This window comes from Mesorhizobium sp. WSM4817 (assembly GCF_055811135.1).
Window position 1 is genome coordinate 72,429 of record NZ_JBVVQQ010000002.1, and the last position, 17,063, is coordinate 89,491.

A 17,063-nucleotide genomic window follows, 5' to 3' on the forward strand; every position below is an offset into this window, starting at 1 on the left:
TGCCCCGCCACCCCCCCGGGGCGCGCCACCTTGGGATTTGATTAAACCGCCCGGCGTTTTTTGGTGTTTTTTTTCGGGGGGGGCGGGGGGGGGGGGGGCCCCCCCCCCCTCGACCCGAGCCATATCATCAATTTCAACGCTGAAGGGGGACGGAGTGACTGCCGCCGCCATTCTTGAAATCCGCGACATCTCGAAATCGTTCGGCGCCATCAAAGCGCTGACCGGGGTCGATTTCACGCTGCAGCGCGGCGAAATTCATGCCCTGTGCGGCGAGAACGGTGCGGGCAAGTCCACGCTGATGAATATCATCGCCGGCATTGTGCAACCCGACGAAGGCGCCATTCGTCTCGAAGGCAAGAACGTCACCATCACATCGCCATCCGCCGCGCAGCGGCTTGGCATAGGCCTCGTCCATCAGGAAATCGCGCTCTGCCAGGATGCCACGGTGGCCGAGAATATCCTCATGGCGGCCGTCAACAATCGGCGCGCGCCGCTGATGAATTTTCGCCGGCTCTACGCCGATGCGCAGAAGATAATGGACCTGCTGGCACCGATCCCGGTCGAGACGCCAGTCGCCGATCTTTCTATTTCCAACCAGCAACTTGTGGAAATCGCCAAGGCGCTGACGCTCGAATGCCGGGTGCTGATGCTCGACGAGCCGACGGCCGCGCTGACCGAGACCGAGGCGCAGCGCCTTTTCGCAATCGTCCGCGATCTCAAGGCGCGCGGAATTTCAATCATCTACATCAGCCATCGCATGGCGGAGATCTTCAGCCTGTGCGACCGCGTCACGGTGTTTCGTGACGGCAGATACGTAGCGACCGATTCTATCGCTTCGGTCACTCCCAATGATGTCGTGCGCAAGATGGTCGGGCGCGAAATCACGCAGCTTTATCCCGAAAAGCTTTCGCCTGAACGGCGTACCGACCGCCCTGTGCTGTCGGTCGAAAATCTCTCCTATCGACAGGATTCCGCTGGCGTTGGGTTCACGCTTCGAGCAGGCGAAATTCTTGGGATCGGCGGGTTGATTGGCGCCGGTCGCAGCGAGATGGTCCAGACCGTTTGCGGCTTGCGCCCGAAAGTGTCGGGATCGGTCGAACTCAACGGCGAGCCGATCAGCATCAGGACCTACAGCGATGCGGTGCGCGCAGGCCTGGTCTACCTCTCGGAGGACCGCAAGGCGTCCGGCCTGTTCCTCGACCTGTCGGTTGCATCCAATATCTCCGCGCTCGACCTTCGGAAGCTGACCACGCCGCTTGGGCTGCTCGATCGCCGCGCCGAGGCAAAGCAAGCCACCGACCTGGTCGTGCGCCACAATGTGCGCATGGGCGGCATAGAGACACAGGTGTCGACGCTCAGCGGTGGCAACCAGCAGAAAGTCGCCATCGCCAGGCTTCTTTCGGTCGGCCCCAAGGTGGTCATTCTGGACGAGCCCACACGCGGGGTCGATGTCGGCGCCAAAGTGGAAATTCATCGCCTGCTTCGCGATCTCGCCGAGCGGGGCGTCGGCGTCATCGTGATTTCATCCGAGCTTCCGGAATTGATCGGACTGAGCGACCGGGTGCTTGTCATACACCAAGGTGCCATCGTCGGCGAACTGGGGGCTGACGAATTGACCGAAGAGGCAATCATGCTGCTGGCTTCGGGTCTCCGGCAGCAACGATCAAACGCAAGGCAGGTTCAGAATGTCGCTTAGACAGACCGGAGGAACCCTCATGGACGCTGAAATCAAGGCGAGCGCCCCCGGGCTTGGCGGGCGCAATTGGCTGCGTCTTGGGTCAATGCGCGAGGCGGGGCTGATCGCAATCATGCTGGCGCTGTGCATCGCCATGACATTCGCTTCGCCGCATTTCCTGACTTGGGGAAATTTCCGCGCCATGCTGATGAGCTTCTCCATTGAAGGCATCGTCGTGGTCGGCATGACGATACTCCTCATCGTCGGCGGCATCGACCTTTCCGTCGGGTCGGTGGTCTGCTTCTCCATGGTCGTGTCAGGCGCTCTGTTCCTGATGGGTCTGGACCCGTGGACCGCGAGCCTCATCGGCATAGGCGCCAGCGCGCTGATCGGCGCGGTGATGGGCTTCTTCGTGACCGTTATCGGGCTCAATCACTTCATCACATCGCTGGCGGCGATGGTGATCGTGCGCGGTCTCTGTCTTGTCATCACCAAGGGAACCCCGCTGTCGCTGTTCACCCTGCCGCCTGGGTTCAAGGCGATCGGCCAGGGCAGCTTCGGCAATGTGCCTTATGTCATCGTCATTTTTGTCGTGGTCGTGGCCATCTTCGATTTTCTGCTTCGGCGTGCCACGGCCTTCCGCAAGGTCTTTTATACCGGCAGCAACGAGAAGGCGGCCCAATTTTCGGGCATCAAGACCAAGCAGGTCAAATTCTGGGTCACGGTTCTCTGCTCCACCCTCGCGGGCTTTGCCGGCGTCATCTATATGTCACGCTTTGGCGCTGCGACCCCGACCTTCGGCGCTGGCATGGAGCTCAACATCATCGCCGCGGCGGTGATTGGCGGAGCATCGCTCAATGGCGGCTCGGGCACCATCTTCGGCGCCATACTGGGCATGGCGCTGCTCTCGGTCGTCACAAGCTCGCTGATCCTGCTCGACGTTTCCGTCTATTGGCAGGACATGATCAAGGGATGCATCCTGCTCGCGGCGGTATCGATCGACCACTTCCTGCACCGCAGGAAGTCCTGAGCAGCAGCGCGAGAGTTGAGCATCCATCATGTCACCACCCAATTCGCGGGACGACGTCACGATCGTCCGCCAGATGTATCAGGCGCTTGTGCTTCATTACATGGAAGCCAAGACGCAGGCGGAAATCGCCAAGGAGCTCGGCATCTCGCATGCGACCGTCAACCGCCTCATCAAACGCGGTCATCAACTCGGGCTTGTCGAGATCAAGATCAAGTCGCCGGTCGAGCAACTGATCGACATCGAGGCGCGACTTGTCGCGATCGGCGGACTCCAAAGGGCCGTCGTCGTCCCCTCCGTTTCGGACAATCCGCAGACTGCGCTTCAGCGTGTCGGTGAGGCCGCAGCCAGGCTGGTGCTCGAGACGATCAAGGACGGCGACACGATTTCCATCACCGGGGGCAAGGGGGTGAGTGCCGTCGTCGCCGGCCTCAAGCCGAGCCGCAGCTACGACGTCGAGGTTGTTCCCGCGACCGGCCTGGTCCAGGGCAAGCATTACACCGACGTCAATCATGTCGCGTCTCTGATGGCCGACAAGCTCGGCGGGCGCGCCTATCAGATTCACGCGCCGCTGTTTGCCGACAGCCCGGCCCAACGTGACATGCTGATGGGCGTCCGGGCCGTTTCGGACGTCTTCAACAAGGCGCGCGAAGCAACGCTTGCGGTCGTCGGCATCGGCTCCATCCTGGCTGACGATTCGAGCTACTACGATCTGCACCCGTCCTCGAGCGCCGACCGGCTGGCCATCGAGCGCTCGGGGGCGGCGGGCGAGCTGCTCGCCCATCTCATAGACGGCGACGGCAAGCTCGCGGACTACAGCCTCAATCGCTCACTGGTCTCGCTGACGCTCGAGGAATTCGCGACCATTCCGCAGTCGATCGGGGTCGCAAGCGGCGCCAGCAAGGTGGTCCCGATCCTCAGTGCCATGCGCGGCTCTCACCTAGACACTCTCGTCACCGACGAAACCACCGGCTTGAAGATCCTCGAGCTCGCCGAAGGAAATGCAGCATGAATACTCGACAAATCACCCGCTCAATCGGCAAGTCCGGCGTTGTCGCTTCGGCGGTGGGACTCGGCACCTGGGCCATCGGCGGCTGGATGTGGGGTGGCACGGATGAAGCAGAATCGATCGCCGCCATCCAGGCGTCCTTCGATGCCGGCGTTTCGCTGATCGACACCGCGCCGGCTTACGGTCTTGGCCGCAGCGAAGAGATCGTCGGCAAGGCCATCAAGGGCCGGCGCGACCGCGCGGTCATCGCCAGCAAATGCGGCCTCAACTGGCATTCGAAAAAGGGCAACCACTTCTTCGATCAGGATGGAACGCCGGTGAACCGATATCTGGGCGCCGACGGCATCGCTTATGAAGTGGAACAGAGCCTGCGGCGGCTCGGCACCGACTATATCGATCTCTACATCACCCACTGGCAGGACCCGACGACACCCATTGCCGAAACAATGGAAGCGCTCGAACGCCTCAAATCCGCTGGCAAGATCCGCGCCATCGGCGCCAGCAATCTCAATGCTGCCGAGCTGCAGCAGTATGTCGCCGCTGGCCAGCTCGACGCGATCCAGGAAAGATATTCGATGCTGGATCGCGACATCGAGCAGACATTGCTGCCGATCGCGCGCCAGCATCAAGTTGCAGCACTCAGTTACTCGTCGCTTGCACTCGGCCTGCTCTCAGGCGCCATCGATCCGGCGCGCGAGTTCAGCGGCGACGACCAGCGCAAAGACAATCCGCGCTTCTCTCAGGCTAACCGGCGCAAGGTAGCCGCGTTGAAACATGCCCTGACCCCGGTCGCTGAGATCCACCAGGCAAGCATGGCGCAGATCGTCATCGCCTGGACGCTGGCGCAACCCGGCATAACCTTCGCGTTGTGTGGAGCGCGAAACGCGACGCAGGCGCTCGACAACGCCAGGGCAGGGGAGATTTTACTGAGCGCGGCGGAACTGGGGGCCATCGATGCGGCGGTGGCCGGGCACCTCGTAGCGATAGACGCGTGATCGAAAGCGCGTCCTGAGATGAATCGCATCCAGACGATCGCCGGCTTGCGCGGGAACCCCGATGTTGACGTCCTCGTCATAGGCGGCGGCATCAACGGCATCAGCGTGTTTCGCGAACTCGCTTTGCAGGGCGTCGATGTCCTGCTCGCCGAAAAGGGCGATTATTGCTCCGGCGCCAGCGCAGCCCTCTCGCGCATGGTTCATGGCGGCTTGCGCTACCTTGAAAACGGCGAGTTCAAGCTGGTCCGCGAATCCCTGCTCGAACGCGATCGGCTATTGAAGAACGCGCCGCATTACGTTGCGCCACTGCCAACCACAGTGCCAATCTTCGACCTGTTCTCAGGCATCGCAAATGGTGCATTCCGCTTCCTTGGGCTAAGCCGTCGTCCGGGTCGGCGCGGCGCATTGGTCATCAAGACCGGCCTGGCGATGTATGACTTCTTCACCGCCGCACGGCGTATCGTCCCGACGCACAAGTTCAGGAGCCGTGCTGAAACACTCAAGGTCTGGCCTGCAATCAATCCTGCTATCCGCAATTCGGCGACATACTATGACGCCTGGGTCAGCCACCCCGAGCGGCTGGGTACCGAGATGCTGCGCGACACCATGAACGAAAGGCCATCGGCTCGAGCGCTAAACTATGCACGCATATCGTTCGGTGACGCGGGCCTTGCGCTTAACGACGGACTGTCTGGCGAAACAGTTGCCGTGAAGCCGCGGCTCGTCGTCAACGCCACAGGCGGCTGGATCGACCTGACCAATTCGGCTATCGGAGCCGTTGCGCCCAAGTTTATGGGCGGCACCAAAGGATCGCATCTGATCGTCGATAATCGCGAGCTTCACGACGCCCTCGACGGCCACATGATCTATTACGAGAACGAGGACGGCCGGATCTGCATTCTGTTCCCCTATCTCGGCAATGTGCTGGTCGGCTCGACGGATATCCGTGTCGACGATCCCGACCAGGCGCGCTGCGAGGACGACGAGCGGCAATACATCCGGCAGTCCCTGTCCTTTGTGTTTCCCGATATCGAGATTGCTGATACCGACATCGTCTTTCAGTTCACCGGGGTGAGGCCGCTACCGATAAGCCGGGACAGTTTTACCGGGCGCATTCCCCGCGATCATTTCTGCGAGCTCATCGAGGGTGCCGGTATAGTGCCGCCGACGCTGTGCATGATCGGCGGGAAATGGACAACCTTCCGGTCGTTCGGCGAACTGGCAGCGGATATCGTGCTCGAGCGATTGTGCCGACAGCGCATCGTCGGCACCGAAAACATGCCGATCGGCGGCGGCCGGCATTTTCCCATGGCCCCCGAAAAATGGTGCGCAGAACGCGCGGCGGCGCATGGCCTGTCGCTTGACCGCATGCGCAGCCTGTTCGAGCGCTACGGCACCGTGGCGGATGCCGTCGCCGCTTTTTTGGCAGCGGGACAGGACGAGCTCTTGCCTGGCAGCGACTACTCGGTCCGGGAGATTCAGTATCTCATCGCCAATGAATATGTCGAGCAGTTGGAGGACCTGCTGCTCCGCCGCACGACAATTGCCATCACCGGTGCACTCTCTTGCGACCTTCTCGACGCGGTTCTCGATATTCTCGCAGTCGAAAGGAGCTGGGACGCTGCGCGCAAGGCATTCGAGCGCACCGATTTCCTCGCCCTGCTGCAGCGCCAGCACGGCGTCGATCTCGACCAGCTATCGCAAAAAGACCAAGGAAGGAGCGCCGAATGCGCATCAACAAGAAAGTCCGCATGAACCGGCTGTTCGGCAGGGCGCGCTGTCTCGACGTCGCAATCGACCATGGCGTATGCAACGAGCCGTCGTTCCTGGAAGGGCTGGAGGATATGGCTGGCGTCGTCGCCCAGCTGGTCGCCGCGGGGCCGGACGCCATTCAGATGAATTATGGCCAGGCCGATTTGCTGCAGACCCTGCCCGGCAAGGACAAGCCGGCATTGGTCATGCGCGTAGACATGGGCAATCCATACAACAAAACCCGCCATCGTTCGATGTGGGCCGTCCTGCAGAACGAAGCCGAGCCGCTGATCGGCGCGCTGGAGATGGACGCGGCCTGCGTGGTCGTCAATCTGTTCATGCTGCCCGACGAGCCGGACCTGTTTCGGCAATGCGTCCACAACATTGCCAGGGTTCGCGCCGACTGTGAAAGGTATGGCTTGCCGCTGATGATCGAGCCTCTGGCAATGCTGCCCAATTCGGAGCGCGGAGGATACATGGTCGACGGCGACCCCGAAAAGATCGTCACCCTGACCCGGCTCGCCAGCGAGATGGGCGCCGACATCATCAAGGCGGATCCGACGACCGATCCGAACGACTTCCACCGGGTGGTGGCTGCGGCACGCTGTCCTGTCCTTGTGCGCGGTGGGGGCAGGGAGGATTTGCGCGCCGTCTTCGACAAGTCGGCGGCGCTGATGGCACAAGGCGCGGCAGGCATGGTCTATGGCCGCAACATATACCAGCATTCCAACCCTCGTGCCGTCGTGAGAGGATTGATGGCGATCATCCATGAGAATGCGGACGGCGCGGCGGCCTGGGAGCTCTACCAGCAAGAATAATCTTTGCAGCTTGGGAGGAGCTTCAATGCAGCGATACATTCTTGGCCTTGATGCGGGCAATACCGTCATCAAGGCCATCATCTTCGACACCGCCGGTCGCGAACTCGCACTTGCCGCTCGCGACGGCCGTTCGTGCATGCCAGAGCCCGGCCATGTCGAGCGGGACCTCGGCGAATTGTGGCGCAACGCCGTCGAGGTCATCCGCCAGTGCCTCGACCAGTCGGGCATCGACCCCCGCGCGATCGCGGTGATCGGCTGCGCCGGCCACGGCAACGGGCTCTATGCGCTGGACCGCGGCGGCGACCCGCTGCTCGGCATCCAGTCGCTCGACACGCGCGGCGTCGGCATCGTCAGCGAATGGGCGGCCGCAGGCGTTGGCGACCGGACCTATATCCACTGCCTGCAACGGCCCTGGGCGGCGCAGTCGCCGACTCTGCTGGCGTGGCTCAAGCGCCATGATCCGGCACTTTTTGCCAAAATAGGTACCGTCTTCCTGTGCAAGGATTTTATCGTCAACCGCCTCACCGGCGCGCGCTCGACCGAGACCTCGGATATGTCGGGCTGCGGGCTATTGCACATGCCCGGCCGGCGCTACGAGCCTGAGTTGCTGGCCGCCTACGGTCTCGACGATTGCATGGAACTGCTGCCGGATGTGCTGGAAGCCTCCGACATCGCCGGCCATGTCACGCGCGATGTCGCCGCTGCCACCGGCCTTCTTGCGGGCACGCCTGTGGTGGCCGGCCTGTTCGACGTCGTCGCCAGCGCCATCGGTTCGGGCGTCACCAGCACCGGCGCAGCCTCGATCATTGCCGGCACCTGGAGCGTCAACCAGGTTATCACCCAGGAGCCGATCCGCGATCCGTCGATCTTCATGCTGTCGACGTTCGATCCGGTGCGCTACCTCGCCATCGAATCGAGCGCCACTTCGGCCGCAAATCTCGAGTGGATCGTGCGTGAGTTCTTCGAGCATGCGCCCCCGGCAGGCGCATCGCCATTCGAGATCTGCAGCGAGCTTGTTGCTTCCGTCGATCCCGCGGGAGACATGCCGATCTACCACCCATTCCTTTACGGCTCGCAGCAGAATGGCAAGGCGCGTGCCGGTTTCTACGGCATCGCCGGCTGGCACACGCGGGCTCATATGCTGCGCGCACTGTTCGAGGGCGTCGTCTTCGAGCACCGGCGCCATGTCGAGACGTTGCGTCGAGCGGGAGCCATTGTCAGCCAGGCGGTTCTTTCGGGCGGCGGCTCGCGCAGCGCCGTTTGGCCGCAGATATTCGCAGATGTGCTGGACGTGCCGGTGACCGTGGCGCGCAGCCGTGAGACAGGTGCGCTGGGAGCTGCGATTGCAGCCGGGACAGGCGTCGGCTTATTTGCCGACTTCTCTGCGGGCGCCGCCGCGATGACCGCGCCCGACCGATGCTACCAGCCCAATTGCGCGATCGCACCGGTCTATGAGCGGCGCTATCGTCTCTATGGTGAGATCAACAAGGCCATGGGTCCGCTATGGGACAGGATGGCAAGCGAACGGACGTCCAATTGACACAGACCGCTGCCGATTTTGGACAGTACGACTTCATCATCGTCGGCGCGGGTTCAGCCGGCTGCGTGCTGGCCAACAGACTGTCGGCCAATCCAGGCATGCGCGTGCTACTTCTGGAAGCCGGCGGCAGCGACCGCTACCACTGGGTCAACATTCCCATCGGCTATCTCTACTGCATGGGCAACCCGCGCACCGATTGGCTGATGAAGACCGAGCCGGAGCCCGGGCTGAACGGTCGTGCGCTCAACTATCCGCGCGGCAAGCTTCTGGGCGGCTGCTCGTCGATCAACGGCATGATCTACATGCGCGGCCAGGCGGCCGACTATGATGGCTGGCGGCAAGCCGGAAATCTCGGTTGGGGTTGGGATGACGTGCTTCCGTATTTCCGCAAGTCCGAGGACCATTTTGGTGGCGCCAACGACCTTCACGGCGCCGGTGGCGAATGGCGCGTCGAGCGCCAGCGCCTGTCGTGGCCAATCCTGGATGCCTTCCGCGATGCTGCCGAGGAACTCGGCATCCCCCGGACCGAGGATTTCAACGGCGGGACCAACGAAGGGTCGGGCTATTTCGAGGTCAACCAGAGGAAAGGCGTGCGCTGGAATACCTCTAAGGCGTTCCTGCGCAGCGCGCTGCGACGGCCGAATTTGCGCGTCGTCACCGGCGCCGAGACCGAGATGCTGGATTTCGACGGAGCTTGCGTCACCGGCGTTGTCTTTCGCATGGGCGGCCAACTGCATCGTGCGCGGGCAGGGGAGACGATCCTTGCCGCCGGCGCGATCAATTCGCCGAAGCTGCTCGAGCTTTCCGGCGTCGGCCGACCTGCCGTGCTTGGCGCAGCAGGAATCCCGGTTCGCCACGCGCTGGAAGGCGTCGGCGAGAATTTGCAGGATCATCTGCAGATCCGCACAGTCTTCAAGGTCGCCAACGCCTCGACGCTAAACCAGCGCTACCACAATCTGTTCAGCCGTGCGGCTATGGGCGTCGAATACGCTATCCGTCGCAGCGGACCGCTGTCGATGGCGCCGAGCCAGCTTGGTATCTTCGCCAGGAGCGACCCACGCCTGGAGACGCCCGATCTCGAATACCATGTCCAGCCGTTGAGCACTGACCGGCTGGGCGAGCCGCTGCATCGCTTCCCCGCGGTCACGGTTTCGGTCTGCAATCTCAGACCGGAAAGCCGCGGCACCGTCCACATGGAGGCGTCCGATCCGCAGGCGGCTCCGAAGATCCGGCCGAACTATTTGTCTACCGAGGGAGACAGGACTGCGGCTGTGGCATCGCTCCGCCACGTCCGCCGCTTGATGAAGGCGCGCGCCATTGCCCGTTACGCGCCTGAGGAAATGCTGCCCGGCGCACATTATGAAAGCGACGAAGATCTCGTCCGCAAGGCCGGCGATATCGGCACGACGATTTTCCACCCGGTCGGCACCTGCAAGATGGGCGCAGGCTCGACGGCAGTGGTCGACGGCCGGCTGCGGGTGCACGGCATTTCTGGCCTGCGCGTCGTCGATGCTTCGATCATGCCGGCGATCGTTTCCGGCAACACCAACTCTCCAGTGGTCATGATCGCGGAGAAGGCATCGGAAATGATCTTGCAGGACGCCAACCAGGAGAAATAATCCTCGGCGCATGGAGCGACCGACGCCGGCAGCGCCGAGGAGCTTTACTGCGGCTTTGTCGCGCAGATCGCGAAGCGATGCTGAGTGGCGCGTTCGAGCGCCTTGGGCCAACTCATCCGTCGAGCCTGGGCACGATGGATCGCGCCCAGTTTCCAGTCGACGACAGGTTGATCGAACCCGGCTTCGGCCAGCAAGCGAACAATCTCTTCCGCCCGTGCGCCGCCTGAGAAATAGACACGAGCAAGAATATTCTGGTGGCGTCTGGCCATGGCGGCGCCGTCATCGTCCGAGACCTGGGACTTGCCGGCCGTGAGCTTCTCCCAAAGTTCCCGCATACGCGTCGCCCAGTTGCGGCTGACAAAATCGCCGTCGATGACCAGCAGCCTGCCGGCGGGCTTCAGCAGCGAGAACCATTCGGCAAAGGCCGCCTTCGGATCGAGCAGCGTCCAGACCAGGTGACGGGTGACGATGACATCGTAGCTCGCTTTGTCCTCGAGCGTCCGTTCTGCATCCCTCATGATGAAGCGGATATCGGCGCCGCGTTTTTGTGCCTTGGCGCGCGCCTTGGCAAGCATGGCTTCCGACCAGTCGAGGCCTGTCACCACAAAGCCCAGATCGTGCATCAGATGCGAAATGACGCCAGTCCCGCAGGCGAGATCCAGAGACGCCCGCCCGGCGCCTGGCCCAATGTGCCTGGTTATGAGCGCGTGCCAGGCGGCACGCTCCTGCTCGGAAAAAATCTCGTGGCCGACCTGCAGGTCGAATGTCTCGGCGCGGTCGGACCAATAGTCCCGAATCTCGTCGCGCAGCGAATAGTTTGCGTGAGCCGTCATTGCCCGAAACGCACTCCCCAAAGCGGCTACATTGGAATTGCTCTAAAAGAAAAATCTTGATTATGCAATTCATGTTTCATAAGCGGGGCCGGCAACTGAATTGCGAGAGCCCAATGATTTTGAAATCGATATTTGCGGCCGCGGTCGCGCTCGCGGCCTTGATGCCGCTTATCCCAGGCGCGCGCGCCGAGACCGTCACCGACATTGCCGGCCGCAAGGTCGAGGTGAAGACGCCGGTCGAGAAGGTCATCCTCGGCGAAGGCCGGCAGATCTACCTGATCGCCGCGCTCGATACCGACAACCCTTTCAAGCGCATCGTTGGCTGGCGCGAGGATTTCTCCCAGGCCGATCCGGACAATTACGCCGTCTATCTGGAAAAATTCCCGTCGATGGCGGCGATACCGACCTTCGGCGGTTTCAAGGACGGCACCTTCGACATCGAGCAGGCCATCGCACTTGACCCGGACGTGATGATCATGAACATCGAGTCCAAGCAGGCAACCGAGGACGCGCAATACATCGAGAAGCTCGCCGCCGTCGGCATTCCGGTGGTCTATGTCGATTTCCGCGAGCAACCCTTCACCAACACCGAGCCGAGCATGCGCCTGATCGGCAAGCTGCTTGGCCAGGAACAGCGGGCCGAGGCGTTCATCGCCTACCGCGCGGCCCAGATCGCGCGCGTCACCGATGTGATCGCAGAGAAGAACCCCAAGCGCCCGACCGTGTTCATCGATCGCGCCGGGGGCTATTCCGATGATTGCTGCATGAGCTTCGGCAACGACAATTTTGGCAAGTTCGTCGACATGGCGGGCGGGGCCAATATCGCGGCCGACCTGATCCCGGGCACGTTTGGCGCGCTCAATCCCGAACAGATCATCGCCAGCGATCCCGACCAGGTGATTGTGACGGGCGGCAATTGGGAGGCCTATGTGCCGGGCGGCAAATGGGTCGACGTCGGTCCCGGCGCCGACGAAGCCGCGGCACTGAAGAAACTCAGGGGCCTGACCGAGCGGCCCGCGCTGACCGGCATCAAGGCGGTGGAGAACGGGCAGGTCCACGCCATCTGGCACCAGTTCTACAACAGCCCCTATCAGTTCGTCGCCATACAGCAGATGGCCAAATGGCTGCATCCCGACCTGTTCGCCGATCTCGACGCCGAGGCCACCTTCAAGGAGTTGCACGAGAAGTTCCTGCCGGTCGGGTACAGGCCTGGCCATTGGGTCTCGCTCTCCGATGAGCAGTGAACCGGCCGCACTGCCAGCCAAACAAGGGCGCGGGCTCTACCGCGCCCTTGTCCTGCGCAAGCAACTGATCCTGGCGGGGCTCGCCCTGGCGCTGTTGCTGAGCCTCTGCATCGACCTCGCGCTCGGGCCCGCAAGCTATAGCCTCGACCAGGTGGTGCTCGCCCTGGTTTCTCCCGGCAGTGTGCCGCTTCAGGTGCGCGTCGTGTTGTGGGACATCCGGCTTCCCATCGCGCTCATGGCAGTAGTCGTCGGCGCAGCACTGTCGGTCGCCGGTGCGCAGATGCAGACCATCCTCAACAATCCGCTCGCCAGCCCGTTCACGCTCGGCATTTCGGCGGCGGCCAGCTTTGGCGCAGCCCTCGCGCTCGCCTTCGGCGTCGCGCTGATCCCGGCCGCGATCGAATATATCGTGCCGCTCAACGCCTTCGTGGTGGCGATGCTGACCGCGCTCGTCATCCACCTTCTGAGCCTCAAGCGCGGCGTGACGGTCGAAACCATCGTGCTTCTCGGCATCGCGCTCGTATTCACCTTCAATGCGCTGCTGTCGCTCGTACAGTATCTTTCCTCCGAGCAGGCGCTCGCCGCGGTCGTGTTCTGGACGATGGGAAGCCTCACCAAAGCCACCTGGCCCAAGCTCATCATTACCAGCCTCATCCTTCTTGCAACACTTCCGATATTCGTGCACCGCGCCTGGGCGCTGACGGCGCTGCGGCTAGGCGAAGACAAGGCCGCGAGCTTTGGCGTCAAGGTCGCACGCCTCAGGCTCGAAACCATGATGATGGTGAGCCTCCTTGCTGCCATTCCCGTCGCCTTCGTCGGCACGATCGGCTTCATCGGGCTTGTCGGTCCGCACATCGCCCGCATGCTGATCGGAGAAGATCAGCGCTTCTTCCTGCCCGCCTCGGCGCTTTCGGGGGCGCTCATCCTTTCGGCGAGTTCGGTTGCCAGCAAGTCGCTCGTTCCAGGCACGATCTTCCCGATCGGCATCGTCACCTCGCTTATCGGCATTCCCTTCTTCATCTCGCTGATCCTCTCGAATGTGAGGCGCTCATGGTAACGATCAGGCTCGATGGTCTCGGAGCCTTCCACGGGGCGCGGCTCGTCCTTTCGGATGTTTCAACTCCCATGTTCCGGGGTGGCGAGGTTGTCGCCGTGATCGGACCCAACGCAGCGGGCAAGTCGACGCTGTTCAAGCGCATCGCAGGACTTCTGAAGGGCCCGGGACGCGTCTGCCTCGAGGGAGCGGTGAAGGGGCCGGACGGCATCTGCTATATGCCGCAGGATACGGCAGCCAACGCGGTGCTGACCGTCTATGAATCGATTCTGCTCGCCCGCAAGCAGGGCTCGGCATGGTCGGTCAGCGACGGCGACCTCGCACTCATAGACGGCATCCTGGCCGCGCTCAGCATCTCGGATCTTGCCTTTCGCAACGTCGGAGAATTGAGCGGCGGGCAAAGGCAGGTGGTAAGCATCGCCCAGACCCTGGCTCGCGAACCTGAAATCCTGCTGATGGACGAGCCGACGTCCGCGCTTGACCTGCACCGGCAGGTCGAGGTGCTGACCTTCATGCGCGGGCTTGCGCGCAAGCACGGAATTGCAGTGCTGATCGCAATTCACGACCTCAATCAGGCCCTGCGCTTCGCCGACAAATGCATCGTCATCGCCGAGGGGCGGATGGTCGCCTGCGGCACGCCGGAAGATGTCGTTACGCCGGCGCTTTTGCGTGGTGTGTACCGCGTCGAGGCCAGAATCGAGCGCTGCTCGCGGGGTATTAGTCATGTCATGGTGGACGGCGTTGCCGCCGAAACGGCAGCGACTGCATCGATAGCAGCCTAAGGCATCTGTGGTCGAAAGCCAAACGCGTAGAAAATAGATCGAAATTATGGCATAAATCTTTGAATCAAATACGTTTTATATCACCATGGCGGCTGCTTTGGCGACGAATGGAGGCATTCACTCACGACCACTGCACGTCCTTCGACGAGCCACTGTCGTACGAGATACCTTGGGTAGACAGAGGTCATGAAAACGCGCGATAAGGTTAGGCTGCGCTAGATTCAGAGATGGCCGGGGCACCAGATGATGGCACGCCGAATGTGCAACGCAATGCTTGGCTTCGCGGCGCTTGCCATAACCGCGTGCCAATCGGCGCCTGAAACGCCGCGACCCACTGTCGAACCTGCGTTAGGACCTGGACCCATTCCTGCCCAAACCGCCTCGGATCCTGCCGCTGTTCCTTCCGGCTCGGCAATTATTGATCAATCCGTGGCGGTCACTCCGCCTGCCAAGACCGTCCCGGCAAAATATGCTGCTTTTTCGGGTTTATGGGCCGGACGATTGGAGGGGATGTATGACGCCAAACTTGCTGTTCAGACGATTTCTTCCAATGGCAAGGTGACGGTCACCTATGCGTGGGGAACTCTGGGCGACAACCATCCGGGAGAGGCCGCCGGCGTTGGAAGAATTGTGGGGACTACGTTGAAGCTTGAGCGCCTGCCGAGTGGCGCAGACGTCAGTTTTGTCATGCGGCCCGACAGAACCCTGGCCGGAACCGTCAGGCTTGCCGGCCAGACCTACACGGGCGCGTTCCTCAAGCAATGATCGAAGACATGCCCGGAAGGCTATGTTGCTGTTGCCAGATCACTCCTGATCGAGAGATGGCCGCAGGCAGTTGGGTTTGTTCGACGCGCGCTTGGTCGCCAGTCTAGCCGCTGTTTGCGCTGACCGCGTCACCAGGCACCTTTGTGCGGGGCTGTATGCGCGCGGCGGCAGGCGCGAACACCGAAATCGCCTTCGGGTGGACCTTGAAATGCGCCGGGGTTGAGGTGACGATCTCACCGTCAGTATTCACCGGCATCGGCCTTTTCGTCTCGATGTCGAACTCGACGCATCTGGCTGTGCGAACCTCGCTCCAGGCGCCGTGCGTGCCCGAGCGGAACGAGCGCAACAAGAGCGCCATCTTCCAGAGATTCGTCATTTCCAGGCTGTACAGGTCGAGATGGCCGTCATCGATCTCCGCCGTCTCCTCGACGACGTTGCCGCCGCCATAGTGGCGGCCGTTGCCGACCGCTATCTGGTAGGTCTCGACTTCGGTCGTTGCGCCCTTTTCGGTAATCCTTGCTTCAAAGTGGCGGGCCTTGGTCAACACTTTCATGGCCGCCAAGGCATAGCCAAACCTGCCGAAACGCTTCTTCAGCGCCGGATCCAGCCCCTGGGCAAGATCGGTGCTGAGGCCGATGCTCGCGACGTTGAAGAAAGCGTGGCCATTGACGGTCCCGATATCGATCAGACGTCGTCCGCCCTCTACTATCACGTCAGCCGCCTTCCCAAGATCCAACGGTATTTCGAGGGTACGCGCCAGATCGTTCGCCGTCCCCATCGGAATGATGCCCATCGGCAGCCCGCTTTCCATGACCGCGACCGCCGCCGAGGACACCGAGCCATCGCCGCCGCACACGATCACAAGATCGGCCCCACGGCGAAGGCGCACGATGTCGCGTGCTATCTCGGGCAGTGCCTCAAATGTCTCGACGCTGACGCGGAGCCCTCCGGCTTCCAGCCGCTCGACGACCGGTGCGAGAGATTCCTGCCCGCGTCGTGCCTTTGGATTGATGAGTAGAAGCGCGCGTCTGTTCGTCATGTCATTCATGCGGCGTAGATAGGGTGCGTGCCTGCGGATTACGACGTCGACAGGGCGCCTGGGAAAACAAGTCACAAAATCATGGCTTTGGCAGCCGCTTGCGGAGGTTGAAATTCGGCTGACATGGTAATACCTTGTGGAAAATGGGTATTACCAAGGTGCAAGATGAGATGACCAACACAGTCACAGCCAAAGGACAGGTGACCATCCCGAAGCCGGTCCGGGACCTGCTCGGAATCGTTCCGGGCAGCAAGGTTGATTTCCGCCGCACCGATGACGGCAATGTGGTGATTGTGCGTAGTGACAAGAAGCAGCCCGTGAGCCGCTTCGCGAAATTGCGCGGCCATGCCGGCAAGGGGCTCGACACCGACGCGATCATGGCACTGACGCGTGGCGACGCGTGACGCTGGTCGACACCAACGTTTTGCTCGATCTTGTCACGGACGATGCGAACTGGGCGGATTGGTCGATCGCCCGGCTTGAGGCGGCAAGCCTCGATGGGCCGTTGTTGATCAACGATGCGGTCTATGCCGAACTTGCCGTCCGCTATGACCGCATCGAGAGTATCGACGCGTTTCTTGACGAAGCCGGTCTCCAAATGGCTCCGATGCCCCGGGCAGCACTGTTCCTCGCCGGAAAGGTCTTTACGCAGTATCGCAAATCGGGCGGATCGCGCACTGGCGTGCTGCCTGACTTCTTCATTGGCGCCCATGCGGCCGTCAATGGACTGCCGCTGCTCACCCGCGACGTTGGCCGCTATCGCACCTATTTTCCATCGCTGAAACTGATCGCACCGGGCGCCTGAACAGCCCGCCTGCCCGAGAACATGTGTGCGTAGGCCCCGCGGCTTGGGTCTACGCCATCGTGGCGAAAAGAATTGCAACTCCACCGAGAATAATCCTGGATCGACC

16 protein-coding genes are annotated in these 17,063 nt (G+C 62.0%); 14 read left to right on the forward strand and 2 right to left on the reverse strand.

Features of this window, described 5'->3' with window-relative positions; all coding sequences use genetic code 11:
• The first annotated feature begins 154 nt into the window (after nucleotides 1-154).
• From AC0L2K_RS03050 to AC0L2K_RS03085, 8 genes are read left to right on the forward strand one after another with little or no spacing between them, the layout of a single operon-like run.
• On the forward strand, nucleotides 155-1,696 hold the full coding sequence (locus tag AC0L2K_RS03050) for a sugar ABC transporter ATP-binding protein (RefSeq protein WP_473530583.1): 1,542 nt from the start codon (nucleotides 155-157) through the stop codon (nucleotides 1,694-1,696).
• A 19-nt stretch (nucleotides 1,697-1,715) separates the two neighbouring features.
• Nucleotides 1,716-2,705, forward strand: coding sequence for an ABC transporter permease (locus tag AC0L2K_RS03055; protein ID WP_128245196.1), 990 nt, complete (start codon nucleotides 1,716-1,718; stop codon nucleotides 2,703-2,705).
• A gap of 28 nt (nucleotides 2,706-2,733) precedes the next feature.
• Nucleotides 2,734-3,714: a sugar-binding transcriptional regulator gene (locus tag AC0L2K_RS03060; RefSeq protein WP_128167893.1), complete on the forward strand. Its 981-nt coding sequence runs from the start codon at nucleotides 2,734-2,736 to the stop codon at nucleotides 3,712-3,714.
• Nucleotides 3,711-4,706 carry an aldo/keto reductase gene (locus AC0L2K_RS03065; protein ID WP_473530584.1) on the forward strand — a complete coding sequence of 332 codons (996 nt, stop codon included), beginning with the start codon at nucleotides 3,711-3,713 and terminating at the stop codon, nucleotides 4,704-4,706. Before AC0L2K_RS03060 ends, AC0L2K_RS03065 begins: the two co-directional genes overlap by 4 nt.
• Before the next feature lie 18 nt (nucleotides 4,707-4,724).
• On the forward strand, nucleotides 4,725-6,461 hold the full coding sequence (locus AC0L2K_RS03070; protein ID WP_128172112.1) for a glycerol-3-phosphate dehydrogenase/oxidase: 1,737 nt from the start codon (nucleotides 4,725-4,727) through the stop codon (nucleotides 6,459-6,461).
• Nucleotides 6,434-7,276: a class I fructose-bisphosphate aldolase gene (locus tag AC0L2K_RS03075; RefSeq protein WP_473530585.1), complete on the forward strand. Its 843-nt coding sequence runs from the start codon at nucleotides 6,434-6,436 to the stop codon at nucleotides 7,274-7,276. The genes AC0L2K_RS03070 and AC0L2K_RS03075 overlap by 28 nt, the downstream gene beginning before the upstream one ends.
• Nucleotides 7,277-7,301: 25 nt before the next feature.
• Entirely contained in the window at nucleotides 7,302-8,816 is a 1,515-nt protein-coding gene (locus tag AC0L2K_RS03080) for an FGGY-family carbohydrate kinase (protein WP_473530586.1), read from the forward strand.
• Nucleotides 8,813-10,435 (forward strand): GMC family oxidoreductase, encoded by a 1,623-nt coding sequence (locus AC0L2K_RS03085; RefSeq protein ID WP_473530587.1) that lies wholly within the window; start codon nucleotides 8,813-8,815, stop codon nucleotides 10,433-10,435. Before AC0L2K_RS03080 ends, AC0L2K_RS03085 begins: the two co-directional genes overlap by 4 nt.
• Nucleotides 10,436-10,479: 44 nt before the next feature.
• On the opposite strand, the gene AC0L2K_RS03090 is transcribed toward AC0L2K_RS03085, so the two are convergent.
• Nucleotides 10,480-11,268 carry a class I SAM-dependent methyltransferase gene (locus tag AC0L2K_RS03090; RefSeq protein ID WP_287258347.1) on the reverse strand — a complete coding sequence of 263 codons (789 nt, stop codon included), beginning with the start codon at nucleotides 11,266-11,268 and terminating at the stop codon, nucleotides 10,480-10,482.
• A gap of 113 nt (nucleotides 11,269-11,381) precedes the next feature.
• On the opposite strand from AC0L2K_RS03090, the gene AC0L2K_RS03095 reads away from it, so the two are divergent.
• The 4 genes from AC0L2K_RS03095 to AC0L2K_RS03110 all read left to right on the forward strand — a co-directional run bounded on the left by AC0L2K_RS03095 (nucleotide 11,382) and on the right by AC0L2K_RS03110 (nucleotide 15,113).
• Nucleotides 11,382-12,512 carry an ABC transporter substrate-binding protein gene (locus tag AC0L2K_RS03095; protein ID WP_473530588.1) on the forward strand — a complete coding sequence of 377 codons (1,131 nt, stop codon included), beginning with the start codon at nucleotides 11,382-11,384 and terminating at the stop codon, nucleotides 12,510-12,512.
• Nucleotides 12,502-13,569: a FecCD family ABC transporter permease gene (locus tag AC0L2K_RS03100; protein WP_473530589.1), complete on the forward strand. Its 1,068-nt coding sequence runs from the start codon at nucleotides 12,502-12,504 to the stop codon at nucleotides 13,567-13,569. The genes AC0L2K_RS03095 and AC0L2K_RS03100 overlap by 11 nt, the downstream gene beginning before the upstream one ends.
• Nucleotides 13,563-14,348, forward strand: coding sequence for an ABC transporter ATP-binding protein (locus AC0L2K_RS03105; RefSeq protein WP_287258349.1), 786 nt, complete (start codon nucleotides 13,563-13,565; stop codon nucleotides 14,346-14,348). The genes AC0L2K_RS03100 and AC0L2K_RS03105 overlap by 7 nt, the downstream gene beginning before the upstream one ends.
• A 270-nt stretch (nucleotides 14,349-14,618) precedes the next feature.
• Nucleotides 14,619-15,113: a hypothetical protein gene (locus tag AC0L2K_RS03110; protein ID WP_473522467.1), complete on the forward strand. Its 495-nt coding sequence runs from the start codon at nucleotides 14,619-14,621 to the stop codon at nucleotides 15,111-15,113.
• Nucleotides 15,114-15,216: 103 nt separating this feature from the next.
• On the opposite strand, the gene AC0L2K_RS03115 is transcribed toward AC0L2K_RS03110, so the two are convergent.
• Nucleotides 15,217-16,161, reverse strand: a complete 945-nt coding sequence (locus AC0L2K_RS03115) for a lipid kinase (protein WP_473530590.1) — start codon at nucleotides 16,159-16,161, stop codon at nucleotides 15,217-15,219.
• A gap of 161 nt (nucleotides 16,162-16,322) precedes the next feature.
• Here AC0L2K_RS03115 and AC0L2K_RS03120 point away from each other — a divergent pair, with 161 nt between their 5' ends.
• Nucleotides 16,323-16,556: an AbrB/MazE/SpoVT family DNA-binding domain-containing protein gene (locus AC0L2K_RS03120; RefSeq protein ID WP_254023080.1), complete on the forward strand. Its 234-nt coding sequence runs from the start codon at nucleotides 16,323-16,325 to the stop codon at nucleotides 16,554-16,556.
• Nucleotides 16,553-16,957, forward strand: a complete 405-nt coding sequence (locus AC0L2K_RS03125; protein ID WP_128172121.1) for a type II toxin-antitoxin system VapC family toxin — start codon at nucleotides 16,553-16,555, stop codon at nucleotides 16,955-16,957. Before AC0L2K_RS03120 ends, AC0L2K_RS03125 begins: the two co-directional genes overlap by 4 nt.
• The last annotated feature ends 106 nt before the right edge of the window (nucleotides 16,958-17,063 follow it).